Below are 20,566 nucleotides of genomic sequence, written 5' to 3'. Positions count from 1 at the left end.
ATTCCACGGATAGACGTGCGCTGCCAAGAATAGCGTTCGCGTCACACTTTGCACAAACCGCTGTGCTTACCGGGCCAGGGCGCGCAGATCCAGGCGTCCGTCCAACAGCGGCGGGCACCAGTAATAGCCGCCGGTGATGGGCCGGCTCATGCGATACAGGCCATCGGTGATACCGTCTTCCAGGCCACTCATGCGGCGCAGTTGTGCCTCGAAAGCATCGAGGGAGAAACCGAACGCCAGGAACATCAGCCCCGCACGGTCGCCTTCGATCCACGGCATGGAGCGACGGACCACGAACGCCTCCGGGGCGAAGCTTTCCTGGGCGGTGCGCTTGACGTGGGCCGATTCCGGCGCGTCATCGATTTCTTCGTTGTCGCTCAGGCGCCGGCCCATGATGTTGTCGCGCTCATGGGGTTGCATCGCCGCGAAACCGTCCAGATCGTGCTGCCATTGCTGGATCGCGGCGAAACTGCCACCGCGCACCCCATCGGCGCCCTGGGCCAGGGCGGCAGCGATGGCAGCCTCGTCGTGCGGGTTTTCGGTGCCATCTTCGTAGCCGGTCAGGTCATGGCCGGTCATATGGCGGAAGGTTTCGTTCATCTGTACCAGGCGCAGCGCCGGGGCCAGCGCCGCCTCGATGGCGCGACTGCGGTGCATCAGCTCGCCACGGTCTTCGCCGTGCAGCCAGCACCACAACGCGTGTTGAGTCGACGGGTTGTCCACACCCACGCCGGCCAGCGCCGGAAAAGCCCGCAGGCCCTCGACCTGGGCGCCCAACGCCTGGACCAACGATTCACCAAAGCCGATCACGACACGGTTATCGAGCAACAACCGGAGTTTGTCTAGCGCAGCCGGCAATGCCTCGACCGATTCCAGGGCAAAAAACAAATGACGGGCCTGAGGCGGAACAGGGGTGGCGAGAATGCCGGGCTGGTAGTAACTCATGTGAACTCCTTTAGAAAGAGCCGCGAGTTTACCCGGCGGCTGCCGCTTTGTGTGGTTTGGCTTGAGGTCCGGTCGCGTCGGGTAACCCGACCGTTTTGTGGGAAGGTTCCCGCAGCCCCGTCAGACGACTCAGAAAACATGCCTCGGCCCGACAACCTCGGATTGCCGGGCCGCCAAAAACGCCCTAGATTGAGCCCCCTCCAGGAAGGTCAACGAGAACGCTGCACCATGCCAATTGCCAGATCGATACTCGCCGGGATTTTTTTCCTGGTCTGCGGAACGCCCGTAAGCTTTGCCCAGGAACGCATTGAAGACACGGTCAATGCCGTCATCCAGCCCTTGATGAAACAGCAGGACATCGCGGGCATGGCGGTAGCGATCACGCACAACGGCCAACGGCAGTTTTTCAGTTTTGGCGTCGCCGCCAAGGATACGAAAAAGCCGGTCACCGACCAGACCCTTTTCGAAATCGGCTCGGTCAGCAAGACCTTCACCGCCACCCTCGGCGCCTATGCCCAGGCCCAGGGCAAACTGTCCCTGGCGGATCCGGCCAGTCGCTTTGCGCCCGAGCTGCGTAGCAGCGCCATGGAGAGCACCCGCCTGCTCGACCTTGCCACCTACACCGCTGGCGGCCTGCCATTGCAGTTTCCCGACGAGGCGGACCATCCGGACCGGATGTTCGGTTACTACAGGAACTGGAAACCGCTCTACCCGGCCGGCACCCAGCGGCTCTACTCAAACCCGAGCATCGGCCTGTTCGGCTATCTGGCGGCCCGCAGCCTGGGGCAGCCATTTGATGAGGTGATGGAGCGCACGCTGATGCCAGGGCTGGGCCTCAAGCACAGCTATGTGCGGGTGCCGCAGGATCAGATGGGCCGATACGCCCAAGGCTATGCAAAGGACGGCAAACCCGTGCGAGTCGGTGCCGGCGCACTGGATTCCGAAGCCTATGGGGTCAAGACCAGTTCAACGGACCTGATTCGTTTCGTCGAGGCCAACCTGCGACCTGAAAAACTGGACGCAGACCTGAAGCAAGCCATCGCCACGACGCATATGGGGTTCTACAAGGTTGGCGGGATGAATCAGGGGCTGGGCTGGGAGTTCTACCCCGCCCCGTTCACCTTGGATGACCTGCTCGCTGGCAACACACCGCAGATGGCCCTGGCCCCACAAAAAGCCGAACCTCTCGACCCGCCCCACCCGGCGCCGGACGGCGCCTGGATCAACAAGACCGGCTCGACCAACGGGTTTGGTGCCTACGCGGCTTTCGTGCCCGGTAAAAACATGGGCATCGTGCTGTTGGCGAACAAGAATTATCCGATTGAGGAGCGGGTGAAGGCGGCGCACCGGATCCTGACGGCGCTGGAAGCGCAGTAGAAGGTTGAGTAAGTCACTGTGGCGGGGGAGCTTGCTCCCGCTGGGCTGCGAAGCAGCCCTATGCTTTTTAGCATGGTTCGTCGACCGATAAGCTGGGGGGCTGGGGGGTCGCTTCGCGACCCAGCGGGAGCAAGCTCCCTCGCCACGGGACTATCAATCGTCCAACGGCTTCACCGCAGCCGGCGGCTTGACTGCCTTGCCAGGCTTGGTGCCTTTCGCATCCTTGGCCGGTGCGGGCTCCGGCGCGGGAGGTGGCGCCGGGGGCGTCGCTTCTTTTTCCGCGGCGGGGAGTTTATCGACGGTGTCGAAGAGGTCTTTCAATTCGATCGCCCCGGAATGCTCAAGCTTCTTTTCCCCGTCCTTGCCCACCAGGATGATCTTGGTCTGAGCCCCGGCGCCCAGCTTGAGGGAGCGGATCAGCGCCATGGTGCTTTGCGGGTCCAGGTCCTTGCCATCGCGCTGCCCAATGGTATTGAGCACGGTGTAGAGCACCATGTTGCGCTCGGAAAAACCCTGCTTGCCTGCTGGTTCATCCAAGGCCTTTTTCAGGCTGACCCAGGCCGGGTCGACCGTACTCGGCGCGATAACGATCAGGGGGCGTGCCCTGCCTGCATCCGCCACCAGGGGTGAGTCGCCATCGGCAGCGAACAGGGGGCCGGCGATGGCCAGCAAGGTAGCGAAGGTCAACGACCGAATGAGCATGCGCCTCTCCTTTTGATATTTACGCTGTACTGATTGCACAGGGCGGCGATTGTTCCGCGAGAGTCGCTCAATACTGCGCCTGCCTGACTTGAAGCTTAGGCCAGGGGGGTCATTGCGCAACCATGGTAGCCAACGCGTGCGGGAGGAAGGTGTGAGCGCTAAAAATACAGTCACCACAAACGAGAGTGGGAGCGGGCTTGCTCGCGAAAGCGGTCTGTCAGTCAACATCAACGTTGACTGAAAAACTGCTTTCGCGAGCAAGCCCGCTCCCACAAGGGATCTCGGTGTCAGTGCTAGAACGCCAGCTTGAACCCGATCATCGCCAGCATCACCGCCAGACAGGGGCGCAGCAACTCGTCGGAGATGCGTCCCGACAAATGACTGCCCAGGTAGATCCCCGGCAACGAACCGATCAGCAGGAAACCCAGGATGTGCCAATCCATGTTGCCCATGCTCGCATGGCCCAGGCCAGCCACCAGGGTCAGCGGCACGGCGTGGGCGATCTCGGTGCCCACCAGGCGCTTGGTGACCAGGAACGGGTAGAGGATGAACAGCGCAACGGTGCCCAGGGCGCCAGCGCCGATGGAGGTCAAGGCGACCATGGTGCCCAGCACGAGGCCGGTGATGACCGTGAGCACATTGAGGCGCGTGCCAGTGGGGTTGTAGTGCCCGCCGGCACGGTCATGGGCGAATTGCAGCAAACGCTTCTTGAACAGGATCGCCAAGGCAGTGGCGAACAACACAAAGCCCAAGGCTTGCTTGATCACCGCGTTCATGGCGTCGGGGGAGCTGTGCAGGCTGCTGAGAAACCACAGCGTCAAGCCGACTGCCGGCACACTGCCCAACGTCAGCCAGCCAGTGATAGCCCAGTCGATGTTGCGATTTTTTGCATGAACCAGGACACCGCCAGACTTGGTAATGGCTGCGTACAGCAGGTCCGTACCCACCGCCGTCGCAGGGTTGATACCAAACCACAACAGGATCGGGGTCATCAGCGAACCACCGCCGACGCCGGTCATCCCAACGATGAAGCCGACCACCAGGCCTGCAACGACTAAACCGACATTACCGAAATCCATTAAACCCGTCTCAGCACGACCGCATGAAAAATCTGGCCGCGAGCATAGCGATTTTTCTTATAACCCCCTATATCGATGTGATCTATCTTTATTCCTTTTCCGTCATTTCACTGGACCGGCAGGAAATTGAGGAACAGCAGGCTCTGGGCGTAATTCAAGCCAATCCGCCGGTAGCGCTCATCGAGCATCTGGGTCAGCAGGTCCAATCGGGCGACGATTTTTCCAAACTCCACGGCGAAACTCAGGTTGCTGCCCTCCTCCGAGATCTCATTGGAAAACAGCAACAGCTTGCCGTCCTTGTTCTGCCGCTGACTCAGCAGCCAGGTGGCTTTTTCGATATTGCGCGCCGCGTTGCTGACAAAACGCGGGTCGATGGTGTCGGTCATGTAGAACTCGAGGCGATTGCCGTGCGCGGTGACCAGCATGCTGCCGATGGCATAGATGAACGCCCCTACCCGATCGCCGAGAAACTCCGGGCTCATGGCGTAGCTCAGGGCCGCCAGGTCCTTCTTGCCACCCAAGGTCGGCAAAGGCTGTTGCTGCTCGATGGCCATGCGCACCTGTTTTTCCGCAGTGCGAGCGTCGAGAAAGCCGGACTTGCGCAGCTCCTCGGGGTTGCGCAGGTACAGCTTGTTCATCAGCAGATAGAGGCTTTGCAAGTTGTCGTGCATCGACAACGTGGCCATGCGGTCGACGCTGGTCTGCAAGAACTCCTGGGGCTTGGCGTTGCTGAACTGCGTGACCATGTCCTGTCCCTGCTGATGGCTGCAGCCGCCGCTGAACAGCATCGACACACCGACCAACAATGCCAGGCAGCAGCGGCGCAATCTCGTCACAGGATAAAAAACACCGGCCATCGAATCTCGGTCTGGGCATGGGGAAGCGATGGGGGTCGTCGCTTCCAGGCCATGGATAGAGCGGCAAAAATCACAAAAGTGCAGTACCTGGAGAAAAACCTCGGTCTTCAGCAACGACCCAATCACGCAATTAGTCTTACTTTTTAATTGATAAATCCCCATTAATGGCTATAAATCCCTTCTCACCCACCAAATAGAAAGACTACTAACCAGAAAAACCTTCAGCGCTGTCCGACCAGTAGCGGACTCGCCCCGCGTTCAAAACAACAACAAAACAACAGGAAGGAAGGTCATACCATGCTTGAATCCAGACAACTGCTCACGGCCCTCGGAGTGTCTCTGATGATCGCCACCTCGGCTTCCCACGCTGCCGGCCTGACCAATGAACGCGGTGCGTTCGGCAAAACCGACGACGGCACGGCGGTGGAAAAATTCGTGCTGCGCAACAGTCACGGCATGGAGGCCACGGTCATCACCTACGGCGGCATCCTCCAGTCATTGAGCGTGCCGGACAAAAACGGCAAGGCCGCCGACATCGTGCTCGGCTTCGACGACGTGCAGGGTTACCAGAAGAACGGCAGCGTGTATTTCGGCGCGACCATCGGCCGCTTCGGCAATCGCCTGGCCGACGGCGCCTTCGAGCTGGACGGCAAGCGTTACCAGGTGCCGCAGAACGACCATGGCAACTCCCTGCACGGCGGGCCGCAAGGGTTCGATAAGCGCGTCTGGAAGGCCCAGCCCCATGACGGCAAGGACTCGGTGGGCGTCACCCTGACCTACGTGTCACCGGATGGTGAGATGGGCTTTCCCGGCACGCTGAAAACCGACGTCACCTACAGCCTCAACGAACAGAACGAGTTGCGCATTGAGTACAAAGCCACCACCGACAAACCCACGGTGCTGAACCTGACCAACCACAGCTATTTCAACCTGGCCGGGGCCGGTAACGGCGACATCCTCGAGCAGCTCGCCACCCTGCACGCAGCCCACTACACGCCGGTCACCGGCAAGCTCATTCCCACCGGCGAACTGGCCCCCGTGGCCGGTACACCGATGGACTTCACCCAACCCACCGCCATCGGCACCCATATCAAGGCCGATCACCCACAACTCAAGTTCGCCGAACCGAAACAGGGCGGCTTCGATTTCAACTGGGCGCTGGACGCCAAGGGTGACGTGAGCAAACTGGCCGCAGAAGTGTATGACACGGACTCCGGACGCCGCCTGCAGCTCTACACCACCGAGCCTGGCGTGCAGTTCTACACCAGCAACTTCCTCGACGGCACGGTCAAGGGCAAGCAAGGCAAGGTCTATCCGCATTGGGGCGCGTTCACCCTGGAAACCCAGCACTACCCCGACTCGCCCAACCAGCCGAACTTCCCTTCGACACGGCTTGATCCGGGCCAGACCTACACCCAGACCATGGTGTTGAAGTTCTCCGCGAAGTAACGCCCCCGCCGAATCGTTCCCATGCTCGCGTGGGAACGATCAACACTGAACACTTGGTCTATCCTGCTGCCACACGTCAAAGCAAAAAACAGGAGATAGGCATGAGGACGCTGGAATTGGCGGGTGTGTCCGTACCGGTCATTGGCCAGGGCACCTGGCGCATGGGTGAGGAACCGTCCCATCACAAGAAAGAAGTCGCGGCCCTGCGGTTGGGGATCGAACTGGGCATGACCCTGATCGACACGGCGGAGATGTATGCCGAAGGCGGTGCGGAGACCGTCGTTGGCGAGGCGATCACTGGCCTGCGGGACCAGGTTTTCCTGGTGAGCAAAGTCTACCCTCACAATGCCAGTCGCAAAGGCATTCCCCTGGCCTGCGAACGCAGCTTGCGCCGGCTCGACACCGATTACATCGACCTTTATCTGTTGCACTGGCGCGGGCAGTACCCGTTGGCAGAAACCGTCGAAGCGTTCGAACGCCTGCGCGAAGAAGGCAAGATCGGCCGCTGGGGTGTGTCGAACTTTGACGTCGATGACCTCGAGGAGCTGGCCTCGCCGGCCTGCGCCACCAATCAAGTGCTGTACAACCTGCAGGAACGCGGCATCGAATTCGACCTGCTGCCCTGGTGCCAGCAACGGCCCATGCCGATCATGGCCTACTGCCCGGTCGGCCAGGGCGGGCACCTGCTCAAGGATCACACCCTGGCACAGATCGCCGAACGCCATCGCGCCACACCGGCACAGATCGCGCTGGCCTGGCTGTTGCGCCAGGACAATGTGATTGCCATTCCCAAGGCTGTGAAGCCTGAGCATGTGCGTTTGAATGCCGAAGCGGCCAACCTCAAGCTGGAACCGCAGGACCTGGCCGCCCTCGACCTGATATTTCCCCAGCCCCGGGGCAAGCAGCGGTTGGCGATGGTCTAGTTTCCCCGGGCCTGGCAGCTTTTTGTGGCGAGGGAGCTTGCTCCCGCTCGATCGCGCAGCGATCGCAAAAGGGGCCGCTGCGCAGCCCAGCGGGAGCAAGCTCCCTCGCCACAGGAACCTTGACCCTCGCCATCAGAACAACCCCATCTGCCCCCCCACCAACGTCGAGAAATCATCGTCCACGAACGGCAGGATCGCATCCGCCACCGGCTGTAGCTGTTTGCTCACGTAATGGTCGTAATCAATCGGCGCGCTGCGGATTTCCAGTGGCTCGGGGCCGGCGACGGTGATGACGTAGCTGATCCAGCCGCCATTCTGGTATTGCCGTGGCCGGCCCTGGCGCTGGTTGAACTCATCGGCCAGCCGCGCAGCCCGCACATGGGGTGGGACGTTGCGTTCGTAGTCTTCCAGGGGCCGACGCAGACGCTTGCGGTAGACCAACCGATCATCGAACGCACCGGCCAGGGTCTGCTGCACATAATCGCGCACATAATCCTGATAGGGCTGGCGGTGGAAGATCCGCCCGTACAGCTCCTGCTGGAATTGCCGTGCCAGCGGCGACCAGTCGGTGCGCACGGTTTCCAGGCCCTTGTAGACGATTTCGTCGCTGCCATCGGCACGGGTGACCAATCCGGCGTAGCGTTTCTTGCTGCCCTCCTCGGCGCCGCGGATAGTCGGCATCAGAAAGCGCTTGAAATGGGTTTCGAACTGCAGCTCCAGCGCACTCTCCAGGCCGAACTCATCGCGCACCTGCTCACGCCACCATTGGTTGACGTGGGCGACCAACTCGCGACCGATCCTGGCCGCTTCCTCCTGGCCATGGGCACGACGCAGCCAGACGAACGTGGAATCGGTATCGCCATAAATCACCACATGCCCCTGGGCTTCGATCAACTGGCGGGTGCGCTGCATGATCTGGTGGCCGCGCAGGGTGATGGACGAGGCCAGGCGTGGATCGAAGAAGCGACAGCCGCTGGAACCGAGCACGCCATAAAAGGCGTTCATGATGATTTTCAATGCTTGGGACAGCGGCGCATTGTGCTCGCGCTTGGCGGTTTCCCGGCCCTCGGAGACCCGCGCCACGATGGCCGGCAGGCAATGGCGGGTACGGGAGAAACGCGCCCCGCGAAAGCCTGGCACCGATTCCTGGTCAGTCGGGTGGCGCAGCCCTTCGATCAAGCCCACCGGGTCAATCAGGAAAGTGCGGATGATCGATGGATACAGGCTCTTGTAGTCCAGCACCAGCACCGACTCGTAGAGCCCCGGCTGGGAGTCCATGACAAATCCACCCGGGCTGGCCTCGGGCGGACGCTGGCCGAGATTGGGGGCAACGAACCCCTGACGGTGCATCAGCGGCATGTACAGGTGCGTGAAGGCCGCCACCGAACCGCCGCTGCGGTCCGCTGGCAGGCCGGTGACGCTGGCCCGCTCCAGGAGGAACTTGAGCAGTTCGGTCTTGGCGAAGATCCGCGTCACCAGCTCGCAGTCCTTGAGGTTGTAGCGGGCCAGGGCCGGCTTGTCCTCGGCGAACATGCGGTTGATCTCGTCCATGCGCTGGTACGGGTTATCGATGGACTTGCCCTCCCCCAACAGCGTCTGGGCGACGTTTTCCAGGCTGAACGAGGGAAAACTCCAGGTCGCCGAACGCAGGGACTCGATACCGTCGATGATCAACCGGCCAGCGGCCGAGGCGAAGAAGTGGTTGTTGCGCGCTCCGTGCTCGCGCCATTGCATCTCTTCCCCACCACGCCCCAGGCGCAACGGCACCGCCAGGCGCCGGGCGTGTTCATGCAGTACCCGCAGGTCGAACTGCACCAGGTTCCAGCCAATGATCGCGTCAGGGTCGAAACGGGCGAACCAATCGTTGAGTTTCTTCAGCAGCAGCGTGCGCGATTCGCAGTATTCCAGCTGGAAATCCACGCCGGTATCGTCACCATTGGCTGGCCCGAGCATGTAGACCTGGCGCTCGCCGCAGCCTTCCAGGGCGACGGAATACAATTCGCCCTGGGCGGTGGTTTCGATGTCCAGGGACACCAGGCGCAACGGTGGGCGGTATTCGGGCGCCGGTTTCATCTGGACATCCACCAGCAGGCCATCGGCGGCCGGCGTACCGCCGAACCACACCGGGGCGGTGATGAAACGCTCCATCAGGTAGCGCTCAGGCGGCCGGATGTCTGCTTCGAACACCTCCACGCCAGCGCGGCGCAAGGTGGTGTCCAGGCGCATCAGTTGGGCGTGTTGCTGGCAATACAGCCCCAGCACCGGACGATGCTCGAAATCCAGCAGGTCCAGGGGACGCAACTCAACGTCCTTCTCCCCTTGCAGCAGCGCTTCGGCCTGGCCGCGCTGGATCTGCGGCACGAAGGCCACCGACGTCTGCACCGGCAAGCGCACGCGCCGGGGACCGGCGTCGGTCGCCAGCCAGAACTCGACTTCGGTGCCGGCCGGGGTATCGCGCCAATGCCGGGTCAGGACGAAGCCCTGCTGTAAATCCACCGCTGCAACCTCGAATTTTGCGTAGGCGGTGATTCTACCTGTGGCGAGGGAACTTCACCTGCCCAACTGACACACCACCCACCCGCTTTTTTTGTGGCGAGGGAGCTTGCTCCCGCTGGGCTGCGCAGCGGCCCCTTTTTGCGATCGCTGCGCGATCGAGCGGGAGCAAGCTCCCTCGCCACAACGGCGCCTGGCCACGGGATTGAGGGAAATCCCCGGGCAATGACGCTTTTGGACGACTGGCCGCCGCTTTACCGCTTGCTCTGCACCGTTGGGTCTACGATGCTTTAACAACCAGCAAAACAACACCTGAGGCTCCCCCATGAAAACCGTCGCGCAGTTGCTCCGGATAAAAGACGAGAAGAACCAGCAAGTGCACACCATCTCACCGGACGACATGGTATTGCAGGCCCTGATGCGCATGGCCGAGAAGAATGTCGGTGCCTTGCTGGTGGTGAAGAACGATGAAGTGCTGGGGATCATCAGCGAGCGCGACTATGCTCGCAAAATGGTCTTGCGCGGTCGCTCATCGGTGGGCACGAAGGTCAGTGACATCATGGTCTCCCCCGTGATCACCATCGACCCGCACCAGAACGTCGAGACCTGCCTGAGCATCATGACCGAAAAACATCTGCGGCATTTGCCAGTGGTGGAGGACGGCAAACTGGTCGGCCTGCTGTCCATCGGCGACCTGGTCAAGGAAGCCATCGCCGAACAGGCCGATCTGATCAAACAACTGGAGCAATACATTCGCGGGGAATGATCCGTTCGGTCGGGTTGCTCATTTCCAAGGCACTTCTATATTGAAGGGGTTGTTCCTGCGAGCATCCCGATGGCCGACACCGACCGATTGATCATTTGTGAACATTGCGATGCGGTGTACGAACCGGTGATGCTCGCTGCGCACCAGAAAGCCTCGTGCGTGCGCTGCCACGCGGTGATCCAGCGCTACAACGGCCTGACCATCGAGCATCGCCTGGCCTTGAGCGTGACCGCGGCGGTGCTGTGGGCCTTCGCCAACATCTACCCGATCATGAGCATCCGCCTCCAGGGCCTGAGCAACAGCGCGACGTTATGGGATTCCATCGTGGCGCTGAACCAGGGGCCGATCGCCTTCATCGCCCTGGTGACAGCGGTGGCGATCATCATTGCACCAGCCTTTCAATTGGCGCTGCTGCTCTGGGTACTGGGCCATGCCTACCTCCAGCGGCGGGCGCCGGGGTTCAACCTGTGCATGCGCAGCCTGGAAACCCTGCGGCCCTGGAGCATGCTGGAGGTGTGCCTGCTGGGCGCGCTGGTGGCGGTGATCAAGCTCGCCGGCCTGCTGGACGTGCTCCCGGGCATCGGCCTGTTCGCCCTGGCGGCTTTGAGCCTGCTGATGATCCGCATTGCCGGGCGCGATGTCCGCGACCTTTGGGACAGCCTGTGAACGGCCAGCCGCTGGACACCCCGCCAGAGGCCCGCGACCTGGGCCTGTGCCTGTGCCACAGCTGTGGCCTGGCCTGCGACATGACCGACGAGCCCGAAACCTGCCCCCGCTGCGACGCCGCCCTGCATCGACGCAAACCCGACGCCATCACCCGCACCTGGGCCTACATGCTGGCCGCGCTGGTGTTCTACATCCCGGCCAACCTGCTACCGGTCATGAATACCCAGATGCTCGGTGAAGGCGCCGACAGCACCATCATCAGCGGCGTCATCGAGTTCTGGCAAAGCGGCGCCTGGGACATCGCCCTGATTATCTTCATCGCCAGCATTGCGGTGCCCGGCATCAAGTTCGTGGTGCTGACCCTGTTGCTGGTGACCGCACAGCGGCGCAGCACCTGGGCCCAAGTCCAGCGGGCGAAGCTGTACCGGCTGGTGGAAGTCATCGGCTACTGGTCAATGCTCGATGTGCTGGTGGTGGCCCTGGTGGCGGCACTGGTCAAGTTCCAGGCATTGAGCGACATCGAACCACGACCGGGCATCCTGTTCTTCGGCCTCGTGGTGCTGTTCACCATGCTGTCGGCCATGAGTTTCGACCCCCGGCTGATCTGGGACACTCAACCATCCGAGGAGGTCATGGATGAAGTCGCAAGCCACTGACGGGCAGCAACCCGCACCCGGCCGCGCCCACGTCACCACCCGCCGCTGGACGGTGTCGCTGGTGTGGATCGTGCCGATCATCGCGGTCCTGGTGGGGCTGTCCCTGGTGGTCCACAACTGGCTGCAGGAAGGCCCGACCATCACCATCACCTTCAAGACCGGCCAGGGCCTGACCGCCAACAAGACCCAGGTGAAATATCGCAACGTGGTCATCGGCCAGGTCACCGACGTGCAACTGAGCGAGGACCAGAAGAACGTCACCGCCACGGTCAAGCTCGCCAAGACTGCCGACACCTTCACTCACGAAGATTCGGTGTTCTGGGTCGTACGGCCACGCATCGGGGCCGGCGGTATTTCGGGGATCGACACCTTGCTGTCGGGGGATTTCATTGGGGCCGACGCCGGTCAGTCGAAAGTGCGCGCCAAGTCCTTCACGGGCCTGGAGAACCCGCCGCCCATCACCTACGGCGAACCAGGCAAGCGCTTCACCCTGCACTCCCAGGACCTCGGTTCACTGGACATCGGCTCGCCGGTGTACCTGCGCAAGATCCCGGTGGGCCAAGTCGTGTCCTACGCCCTGGACGCCGACGGCAAAGGCGTCAACATCGACGTGTTCATCAACGCGCCCAACGATGTGTATGTCACCGAAAACACCCGGTTCTGGAACGTCAGCGGCGTCGACGTGAACGTCGGCGCCAACGGTTTCGCCGTCAAGACCGAATCGCTCTCGGCCTTGCTCTTGGGTGGCATCGCGTTCCGGGCACCGGAGTACAGCCCCAACGACACCGCCGCCAGCGAAGACAAGACCTTCGAGCTGTTTGCCGACCAGCAGAGCGCCCTCGCCCCGCCCGATGGCAAGGGCCAATACCTGGCCCTGCGTTTCGACCAGGCCCTGCGCGGGTTACGCGTCGGTGCGCCGGTGGAGTTCCTCGGCGTGGAAATCGGCAGGGTGGTGGCCATCAACCTCGATTTCGATGAGAAGCAACGCAGCTTTCCGGTTAACGTCGGCGTGGTGATCTACCCTCAGCGCCTGGGCAAGGCCCATGAAAAACTGCTCAAGTCGCTCAATCACGACCCCGAAGACGAAGCCGCCAGTGCCCGCCTGATGGGCAGCTTCGTCGAGCGCGGCCTGCGTGCCCAGGCCCGTAGCGGCAACCTGCTGACCGGGCAGTTGTACATCTCGCTGGACTTCTACCCCAAGGCTGAAAAAGTGGCCTTCGATCCCAGCGCCCGCCCCGTGCGAATCCCGACCCTCCCGGGCAGTCTCCAGCAATTGCAAGAACAACTGCAGACGATGATCGAGCGGATCAACAAACTGCCACTGGAGAGCATTGCCGGCAACCTGGATGGCAACCTGGTGGAGCTGCGCAAAGGCCTGGCCCAGTTCAACAGCAAGACCCTGCCGGGCGTGCAAAGCACCTTGCAAGACGTCAGCAAGACCCTGCAATCGGCTAACTCGACCCTGGCCGAAGATTCACCGCAGCGCGAACAACTGACCCAGACCCTGGACGACCTGGGGCGCATGTCGCGCTCGCTGCGCGAACTGTCGGACTACCTGAGCCGCCATCCCGAATCGCTGCTTCGCGGGCGTCCCAAGGACGCACCGGCGCAGAACCTCACATTGCCGGTGAAAGAATGATCACAGGAGCCCGCCCCATGCCACTGACGCTGAAACTCACCCTGGTTGCCGTGGCATTGCTGCTCGGCGCCTGCCGCAGCGATCCGATCCACTACCACACGTTGAGCCCGGCCCAACCGGCAGGCCAATCGCACTCCAGCGTGGACATCCAGATCGAACAGGTCAGTGTCCCACCCCAGGTGGATCGCACCCAGATGGTCATTCGCCAAGGCAACAGCGGGTTGGCGATCATGGAAACCGAATGGTGGGGCGCCAGCCTGGCCGATGAACTGCACAGCAGCCTGGACGAACAACTGAGCAACCCTGGCGCCCCCAAATCATTGCTGCGAGTAGAGGTGCAACGCTTTGACTCGATCCCTGGCCGCTATGCCCGCATGGACGTGCAATGGCGACTGCGCAACCCGGGCAATGACGCCCGTCCCATCACGTGCCGCAGCAGCCTGCAAACGCCGGCGGGCGCCAGTATCGACGAACTGGTGACGGCGCATCAGGAGAATGTCCGGCAATTTGCCGGCCTTGTCGAGCAAGCGGCTGCACGCAAGGCGTGTCCTTGATTCACTCAGGCCAATGCAGCGACAGCACCGGCGCAACGCGCGGATGGTGGTCAATGCGCTCCAACAGCTCATGGAACGCTGGACGGGCGCTCAGCATCGCCTCCCGCGTATTTCTCCACTTCGTGATCACGGCCGCCAGGATATCCAGCGCTCCGGGTTCGTCACCGCCTAGAAAAGGTCGGGCCGGGAACTGGTCGGCAAACAGCGCCCAATTGCGATACAGCCGTTGCTGCGTGCCGGATATCAATCGCTGTCGAGTCGCTTCGTCCGCCTCGTCCAGCCAGCGCTCCGGAAAATCGATAATGCCGATGGGCGTGTAGCAATTGGCCGCGATATAGACCAGGCCCCGTATGGCCTGGGCACGCTGGGCCGGGTCTTGCGGGAGCAGCTTCGATGCTGGGAAGGTCAACCCGAGGTGAATCAGGATCGCCGCTGCTTCAGTCAGCACCGAACCGTCCGGCAACTGCAGGGTCGGCACCTGCTTCAGAGGATTGACTGCCTCAAGCTCTTTCGCCGCATCGTTGTCTTGCGTCGAATAGGCGTCGACCCGCCGATAAGCCACCTCACAGAGACACAGGGCAACCTCCACCGCCGAAGAGCCGGATTGCCTGCAACCGAATAACTGATACATGAACGTACCTCCTGCATAAGCGTTATGCCGGTAGAGCCCGCGAGCCCATCAGTGTTCCATCGAGCTGACCGGTAGCGGGACAACGAGGTATCACTGCCATCGATGTTCACCATCATGTCAATGAAGTTCTCTTGATGATCGCCCGGGACAACAATGGCCCCACACAAACCACTGCACCCCCGGAGCACACCATCATGAAACGCCAAGTCATCCTCAGCCTCGCTTTCTCTGTACTGGCCGCCAACGTATTTGCCGCCTCCTCCCAACCGGTCGTCGCCGAAGGCGGTTCTGATCGCCTGATCGAAAACCGCGTCGCCGAAGGCGGTGCCGATCGCCTGCTGGAACGTCGTGTCGCCGAAGGTGGCTCCGATCGCCTGATCGAAAACCGCGTCGCTGAAGGCGGTGCCGATCGCTTGCTGGAACGTCGCGTCGCCGAAGGTGGCTCCGATCGCCTGATCGAAAACCGCGTCGCTGAAGGCGGTGCCGATCGTCTGCTGGAACGTCGTGTCGCTGAAGGTGGCTCCGATCGCCTGATCGAAAACCGCGTCGCCGAAGGCGGTGCCGATCGCTTGCTGGAACGTCGCGTCGCCGAAGGTGGCTCCGATCGCCTGATCGAAAACCGCGTCGCCGAAGGCGGTGCCGATCGCTTGCTGGAACGTCGTGTCGCTGAAGGTGGCTCCGATCGTCTGATCGAAAACCGCGTATGAGTTGCTTGACCGCAATGCCTGGAAATATCGCAAATCATGTGCAACACACCCCGTGGCGAGGGAGCTTGCTCCCGCTCGGGCGCGCAGCGGCCGCAACCTTCACGCAGCCGCTGCGCAGTTCACCCGACACACCGCTCCAGAACACTCCCAAACCAAACCCATCACAGTAAAAGCCCGGCCTCATCCGCCGGGCTTTTTCATGCCTCAACGCCTGGCTAGCGCCCCGTCGCCCGCGCCATGCATCGCTGATAACGCTCATCCACCCGCTTGGCGAACCATGCCGTGGTCAGCTTGCGCGTGATCTTCGGGCTCTTGAGCACGATCCCCGGCAATACCGCCCGAGGCAACGCCTTGCCCTCGGCCTTATCAGCCAGTTCGAACACACGTTTGTAGAGCTTGCTGTCCTCGAACGCCAGACTGTCACCCTGTTCCAGTTGATCGCGGATGGTCGGGTTGCGCATTCCCAGCGACTTGCCCAGCGTGCGCACCGCCAGTTCCGTGCTGCCTGGCATGATGGAATCGTGGGCGATCAGATCGCCGTCCAGCGCCAGGGAAATGCCCGATGCCACACTCACCGCATGCTGGAAAGCTGCGTTGCGGCTGGCGTACCACCCGGCATTGAAATCGGCAAAACGATACAACGGCTCGGTGTAGCTCACCGGATAGCCCAGTAAATGCGCGATGCCGAAATACATCCCGCCACGACGACTGAACACTTCGCGACGAATCGAGCCCTCCACCGTATAGGGATAATTGCGCGCATTGGCCTGGGCAAACGCGATGCTGACCTGCATCGGCCCACCCGTGTGCACCGGATTGAAACCGCCAAACAGTGTCTTGCCCAGCGGCACCATGCCGATGAAATCATCGAAAATCCCGCTCAGCTCTTTCTCGCTGCGCGCCGCATTGAGCCGATCGCTGTAGCTTTTGCCGTTGGGCGAACGCACCTGGAGTGCACCACTGACCAACAGCTCCGGAATGTGCACCTTCGCCGCACGGCGGTTGATCTCCTGACGAGCGATCTTGCCCAGCCCCGGCACTGGCGGATCGGATTGGAACGTCGACTCCTGTTCGGTCACCGCCAGGACAGCACAGATGTTCTGCGTCGTAGAGGGAATCTGCTGGGCCGCAAAGGCCACGTAGATGTCAGTCGCCCAGCCTTCGCGATCCGCAGTCTTGGCCGGCAACAACTGCACGATCTGCTTCTTGACCTCAGCGGGCTGACGCTCAGGCTCCTGCGCCTGACGGCTGCCGCAACCGGCCAAGGCCAGCAGCGCAGCAAGGCTGATCATCAATCGGTTGAATTGCATGGTGCTCCATCGGGTTCGTTATTCCAGAGCAACCATACGATCAAAAGTGGATGCGGGCTATGCCCAATGTGGGAGCGAGCTTGCTCGCGATGGCGGTGGCACGGGCACCACTGATGCAAGTCGAGATCAGATCCCGCTCAGCGCCAGGTCCATGGCGAAGTAGGTGAAGATCAGGTCTGCCCCCGCCCGCTTGATTGCGCCAAGGCTCTCGCGTATCACGCGGCCCTCGTCGATGGCGCCAGCCTGGGCGGCGAACTTGATCATCGCGTATTCGCCACTGACCTGATAAGCCGACAGCGGCAGGTTCGAAGCCTGGCGAATGTCGCGGATGATATCGAGGTAAGCACCGGCCGGCTTGACCATCAGTGCATCGGCACCTTCCTGCTCGTCGAGCAAGGATTCGCGCAGCGCTTCGCGGCGGTTCATCGGGTTCATCTGGTAGCTCTTGCGGTCACCTTTCAACGCGCTACCGCCGGCCTCGCGGAACGGGCCATAGAGTGCCGAGGCGAACTTGGTGGAATAGGCCATGATTGCCGTCTGGCTGAAACCGGCTTCATCCAGGGCCCGGCGAATGGCCTGGACCTGCCCGTCCATGGCCGCCGATGGCGCGATCACATCGGCACCGGCGCGGGCCGCCGCCACGGCTTGCTTGCCCAGGTTGACCAGGGTCCGGTCGTTGTCCACTTCATCGCCGTGGAGCACACCGCAGTGACCATGATCGGTGTACTCACAGAAGCAGGTGTCGGACATCACGATCATCTCCGGCACCGCGTCCTTGCAGATCCCGGCCATGCGCGACACCAGGCCGCGCTCGCTCCAGGTATCGCTGCCGTCGTTGTCCAGGTGATGGGACACACCAAAGGTCATCACCGATTTGATGCCAGCACGGGCATAGCGCTCGATCTCGCCGGCCAGCTTCGATTCTGGGATGCGCACCACACCGGGCATGCTCTTGATCGGCACAAAATCATCGATTTCTTCTTCGACAAAAATCGGCAGCACCAGGTCGTTCAAGGTGAACTCGGTTTCCTGGAACAGGGTGCGCAGGCTTGCATTGCGACGCAGACGGCGTGGACGTGCTTCGGGGAACTGGCTGGACATGGGACTCCTGGGGCAAATAGGTGCGCGATCACAGGGGGCAAAGCTTATGCCCTGGTCGGCCAGGGCACAAATACCGGCTGGAAAATAGCGTGTTACCAGCCGGGCAATAATCGCCTCACAAGGTCAGCGAGCCATTGATGCACGTCACCACCGCGCCGCCAATCCAGACGTCATCGCCCAATTGCTCGACATGAATGCGCCCTGCCCGGCCCATCGTCAGCCCCTGGCTGACCACATAGGATGTCGGCGCCAAGCCCTTGGCCAGCATCCATTGCGCGAGCCCGGCGTTCAGGCTGCCCGTGGCGGGATCCTCCGGCATGCCATCACCGGCGATGAAGCCTCGCACTTCAAAGTGCGCTTCATCGCCATCCACGGCCAGATCCCAAGGTGCAATCACGCCCACGGCCAGATCCAGCAACTGAGGGTAATCGGGGTCGAGCGTCAGGACCTGTTGGCGATCCTTGAGCATCAAGGCCAGCCAGCCGGCACCGTTATCGACCCATTGCGCCTCGACAATCGCCTCGGCTGCGAGCCCCAACCCCTTGCGCACCCGCTCCAGCAGGTCGGCCTCCAGCGGACCGGACTTGAGCAAGGGCGGTGCGAGGAATGCCAAGCCATGATCACTGCGGCGAATCCTGACCAGGCCGATGCCACATTCCTGCACGATCTCCTGCCCTTTGGGCACGCCTCCGGCTTCCAGCCAGGCGTGACAACTGCCCAGGGTCGGATGCCCGGCAAACGGCAACTCGGTCGAGGTGGTGAAAATACGCACCCGGTAATCGGCTTCCGGGTGCTGTGGCGCCAACACGAATGTGGTTTCGCTGAGGTTGGTCCAATTGGCAAAAGCAGCCATGCGCGAGTCACTGAGCCCATCGGCCCCCAGCACCACCGCCAGCGGATTGCCCTTGAGTGGCACGTCGCTGAACACATCCAGTTGCTTGTAATCGAATCGGCGAGTCGTCGGCTGACTCATTCCGGAATCTTCAGCCCGCGCGCCACAGCCGGTCGAGCCAGGAAGCGCTCCAGTACCCGCGTCACGTTGGGGAAATCCTGGATACCGACCAAATCACCGGCCTCGTAAAAACCGATCAAGTTGCGCACCCAGGGGAACGTGGCGATATCAGCGATGGTGTAGCGCTCGCCCATGATCCAGTCGCGCCCTTGCAGACGGCCATCGAGCACCTTGAGCAGGCGTTTGCTTTCCTCGACGTAGCGATCGCGCGGCCGCTTGTCCTCGTAGTCCTTGCCGGCAAGCTTGTTGAAGAACCCCAACTGCCCGAACATCGGCCCGATGCCACCCATCTGGAACATCAGCCACTGGATCGTCTCGTAGCGCGCCGCCGACTCCTGGGCCAGCAACTGCCCGCTCTTGTCCGCCAGATAAATCAGGATCGCCCCCGACTCGAACAACGCCAACGGCTGGTCGCCCGGCCCATGGGGATCGAGAATCGCCGGGATCTTGTTGTTGGGGTTCAGGGAAAGGAACTCGGGCGATAGCTGGTCGTTGCTGGCGAAGTCCACTTTGTGGGGCTCGTACGGCAGGCCGATCTCTTCCAGCATGATCGAGACCTTCACGCCGTTGGGGGTGGGCAGGGAGTAGAGCTGGATCCACTCCGGGAACTGGGCAGGCCATTTCTCGGTGATGGGGAATGGGGTCAAGTCGGGCATGGGGTCGGCTCGGAAATGAAGGAAAGCCCGAGGATAATCCAAGATGTACGGGACGGCATCACTGCCCATCACGGAATTCACATCGGCTTTTCTTAAATCCGCAACATCCTGTCGCTAACATTCGCCCTGCCTCCCCACAGGAGGCCTTACAGTGCACCGGGACCAGCCAGGATCGAACCAAAGGGCTTGAAGAGACTCTGAGCAATGCCCCCGAGGATTCAACGCGGCGTAACGACAGGGAAAACACCCGAGGCCAGCCGCTTCGCGGTGCCAGGGTTTGTCAGCCTGACTCAAGAGTGCTGAAGAATAACTATTCGATGATGAACCCACTGAATTTCGCCAGACGCTTCAAACACCGCTCGTGGCTGCTGCTGCCGACGCTGCTTGTGGTCTGTGGCCTGGGGCTGGCGCTGGAATCCAGCATCAGCCGCGCCCAACCAGCCGACGGCGTGCAGACCCTGGTGTTCCTGCGTCATGCCGAGAAACCCGCCGGTGGCCTGGGCCAGCTCAACTGCCAGGGTCTCAACCGCGCCATCGACCTGGCCACCCTGCTGCCGGAAAAATTCGGCAAGGCCGACTACGTGTTCGCGGCCAACCCGACCCGCAATGTCGAAGAGGGCGAGCTGGACAATTCCTATAGCTATATTCGCCCGCTGATGACCATCAGCCCCAGCGCCATCAAGCTCGGGTTGCCGGTGAACATCAATTATTCGGCCAACGACACCAGCGACCTGGCTGAGGAACTGCTGCACGACAAGTACCACAACGCCACCATCTATACCGCCTGGTCCCATGGCTACCTGCCGGAACTGATCAACACGGTCGCCGCAGAGGCGGTGGGCAAGAAGCAAACCATTACCGATGACTGGGCGTCAGGCGATTTTGACTCGCTGTACGTGCTGACCCTGACCTGGCACAACGGCAAGGCCAGCCTCACCAGCCAGAGCTACAAGCAGGGCCTGGATAATGGCCAGAAGACCTGCCCGACCTGATCAGTCGCCACGCCCTGCAGGAGCGGGCTTGCTCGCGAAGACGATGGCAGT

The 20,566-nt window shown here is 61.8% G+C and carries 20 protein-coding genes; 10 read left to right on the top strand and 10 right to left on the bottom strand.

What is annotated here, in order from left to right; all coding sequences use genetic code 11:
• Positions 1-66 precede the first annotated feature (66 nt).
• Positions 67-945 carry a Dyp-type peroxidase gene (locus tag BLO97_RS00675; RefSeq protein WP_092344433.1) on the bottom strand — a complete coding sequence of 293 codons (879 nt, stop codon included), beginning with the start codon at positions 943-945 and terminating at the stop codon, positions 67-69.
• Positions 946-1,173: 228 nt separating this feature from the next.
• Here BLO97_RS00675 and ampC point away from each other — a divergent pair, with 228 nt between their 5' ends.
• Positions 1,174-2,322: a class C beta-lactamase gene (ampC, locus tag BLO97_RS00670; RefSeq protein ID WP_092344431.1), complete on the top strand. Its 1,149-nt coding sequence runs from the start codon at positions 1,174-1,176 to the stop codon at positions 2,320-2,322.
• A 153-nt stretch (positions 2,323-2,475) separates the two neighbouring features.
• On the opposite strand, the gene BLO97_RS00665 is transcribed toward ampC, so the two are convergent.
• The 3 genes from BLO97_RS00665 to BLO97_RS00655 form a co-directional block, all read right to left on the bottom strand.
• Entirely contained in the window at positions 2,476-3,024 is a 549-nt protein-coding gene (locus tag BLO97_RS00665; RefSeq protein WP_092344429.1) for a DUF4174 domain-containing protein, read from the bottom strand.
• 293 nt (positions 3,025-3,317) lie between these two features.
• The gene (locus BLO97_RS00660) at positions 3,318-4,103 is read right to left on the bottom strand and encodes a sulfite exporter TauE/SafE family protein (RefSeq protein WP_063322060.1); all 786 of its coding nucleotides are present in this window, start codon (positions 4,101-4,103) and stop codon (positions 3,318-3,320) included.
• 107 nt (positions 4,104-4,210) lie between these two features.
• Entirely contained in the window at positions 4,211-4,960 is a 750-nt protein-coding gene (locus tag BLO97_RS00655) for a hypothetical protein (protein WP_057447798.1), read from the bottom strand.
• A gap of 297 nt (positions 4,961-5,257) precedes the next feature.
• Between BLO97_RS00655 and BLO97_RS00650 the strand changes: the two genes are divergently transcribed.
• On the top strand, positions 5,258-6,409 hold the full coding sequence (locus BLO97_RS00650; protein WP_092344427.1) for an aldose epimerase family protein: 1,152 nt from the start codon (positions 5,258-5,260) through the stop codon (positions 6,407-6,409).
• Positions 6,410-6,510: 101 nt separating this feature from the next.
• Positions 6,511-7,332, top strand: a complete 822-nt coding sequence (locus BLO97_RS00645) for an aldo/keto reductase (protein ID WP_092344425.1) — start codon at positions 6,511-6,513, stop codon at positions 7,330-7,332.
• Positions 7,333-7,464: 132 nt separating this feature from the next.
• On the opposite strand, the gene BLO97_RS00640 is transcribed toward BLO97_RS00645, so the two are convergent.
• Positions 7,465-9,828 carry a DNA polymerase II gene (locus BLO97_RS00640; RefSeq protein ID WP_092344423.1) on the bottom strand — a complete coding sequence of 788 codons (2,364 nt, stop codon included), beginning with the start codon at positions 9,826-9,828 and terminating at the stop codon, positions 7,465-7,467.
• Between the two features lie 322 nt (positions 9,829-10,150).
• Between BLO97_RS00640 and BLO97_RS00635 the strand changes: the two genes are divergently transcribed.
• The 5 genes from BLO97_RS00635 (at position 10,151) to BLO97_RS00615 (ending at position 14,106) form a co-directional block, all read left to right on the top strand.
• Positions 10,151-10,591 carry a CBS domain-containing protein gene (locus BLO97_RS00635; RefSeq protein WP_003200075.1) on the top strand — a complete coding sequence of 147 codons (441 nt, stop codon included), beginning with the start codon at positions 10,151-10,153 and terminating at the stop codon, positions 10,589-10,591.
• A gap of 69 nt (positions 10,592-10,660) precedes the next feature.
• Positions 10,661-11,257: a paraquat-inducible protein A gene (locus tag BLO97_RS00630; protein WP_092344421.1), complete on the top strand. Its 597-nt coding sequence runs from the start codon at positions 10,661-10,663 to the stop codon at positions 11,255-11,257.
• An 11-nt stretch (positions 11,258-11,268) separates the two neighbouring features.
• The gene (locus BLO97_RS00625; RefSeq protein ID WP_063325133.1) at positions 11,269-11,913 is read left to right on the top strand and encodes a paraquat-inducible protein A; all 645 of its coding nucleotides are present in this window, start codon (positions 11,269-11,271) and stop codon (positions 11,911-11,913) included.
• Positions 11,894-13,552: a PqiB family protein gene (locus BLO97_RS00620; protein WP_092223931.1), complete on the top strand. Its 1,659-nt coding sequence runs from the start codon at positions 11,894-11,896 to the stop codon at positions 13,550-13,552. Before BLO97_RS00625 ends, BLO97_RS00620 begins: the two co-directional genes overlap by 20 nt.
• Positions 13,553-13,569: 17 nt before the next feature.
• Positions 13,570-14,106 (top strand): PqiC family protein, encoded by a 537-nt coding sequence (locus tag BLO97_RS00615; RefSeq protein WP_092344419.1) that lies wholly within the window; start codon positions 13,570-13,572, stop codon positions 14,104-14,106.
• A gap of 1 nt (position 14,107) precedes the next feature.
• Here the strand turns inward: BLO97_RS00615 and BLO97_RS00610 are convergent, their stop codons facing one another.
• Positions 14,108-14,737 carry a glutathione S-transferase family protein gene (locus tag BLO97_RS00610; RefSeq protein WP_092344417.1) on the bottom strand — a complete coding sequence of 210 codons (630 nt, stop codon included), beginning with the start codon at positions 14,735-14,737 and terminating at the stop codon, positions 14,108-14,110.
• A gap of 194 nt (positions 14,738-14,931) precedes the next feature.
• On the opposite strand from BLO97_RS00610, the gene BLO97_RS00605 reads away from it, so the two are divergent.
• Complete coding sequence (locus BLO97_RS00605; RefSeq protein WP_063325134.1) at positions 14,932-15,444, top strand: hypothetical protein; 513 nt, start codon at positions 14,932-14,934, stop codon at positions 15,442-15,444.
• 215 nt (positions 15,445-15,659) lie between these two features.
• Here the strand turns inward: BLO97_RS00605 and BLO97_RS00600 are convergent, their stop codons facing one another.
• The 4 genes from BLO97_RS00600 to BLO97_RS00585 form a co-directional block, all read right to left on the bottom strand.
• Entirely contained in the window at positions 15,660-16,754 is a 1,095-nt protein-coding gene (locus BLO97_RS00600; protein ID WP_092344415.1) for a DUF1615 domain-containing protein, read from the bottom strand.
• A 126-nt stretch (positions 16,755-16,880) separates the two neighbouring features.
• Positions 16,881-17,855, bottom strand: coding sequence for a porphobilinogen synthase (gene hemB / locus BLO97_RS00595; protein ID WP_092344413.1), 975 nt, complete (start codon positions 17,853-17,855; stop codon positions 16,881-16,883).
• A gap of 115 nt (positions 17,856-17,970) precedes the next feature.
• On the bottom strand, positions 17,971-18,828 hold the full coding sequence (locus tag BLO97_RS00590; protein ID WP_092344411.1) for a PhzF family phenazine biosynthesis protein: 858 nt from the start codon (positions 18,826-18,828) through the stop codon (positions 17,971-17,973).
• A complete protein-coding gene (locus tag BLO97_RS00585; protein ID WP_092145709.1) occupies positions 18,825-19,523 on the bottom strand; it encodes a glutathione binding-like protein in 699 nt (232 codons plus the stop codon). Before BLO97_RS00585 ends, BLO97_RS00590 begins: the two co-directional genes overlap by 4 nt.
• Before the next feature lie 317 nt (positions 19,524-19,840).
• Here BLO97_RS00585 and BLO97_RS00580 point away from each other — a divergent pair, with 317 nt between their 5' ends.
• Entirely contained in the window at positions 19,841-20,515 is a 675-nt protein-coding gene (locus BLO97_RS00580) for a histidine phosphatase family protein (protein ID WP_092145488.1), read from the top strand.
• The last annotated feature ends 51 nt before the right edge of the window (positions 20,516-20,566 follow it).

The sequence above is a fragment of the Pseudomonas sp. NFACC05-1 genome (assembly GCF_900100135.1).
Taxonomy (GTDB): Bacteria; Pseudomonadota; Gammaproteobacteria; order Pseudomonadales; family Pseudomonadaceae; genus Aquipseudomonas; species Aquipseudomonas fluorescens_Q.
This window is presented reverse-complemented; position numbering and strand designations above follow the sequence as displayed.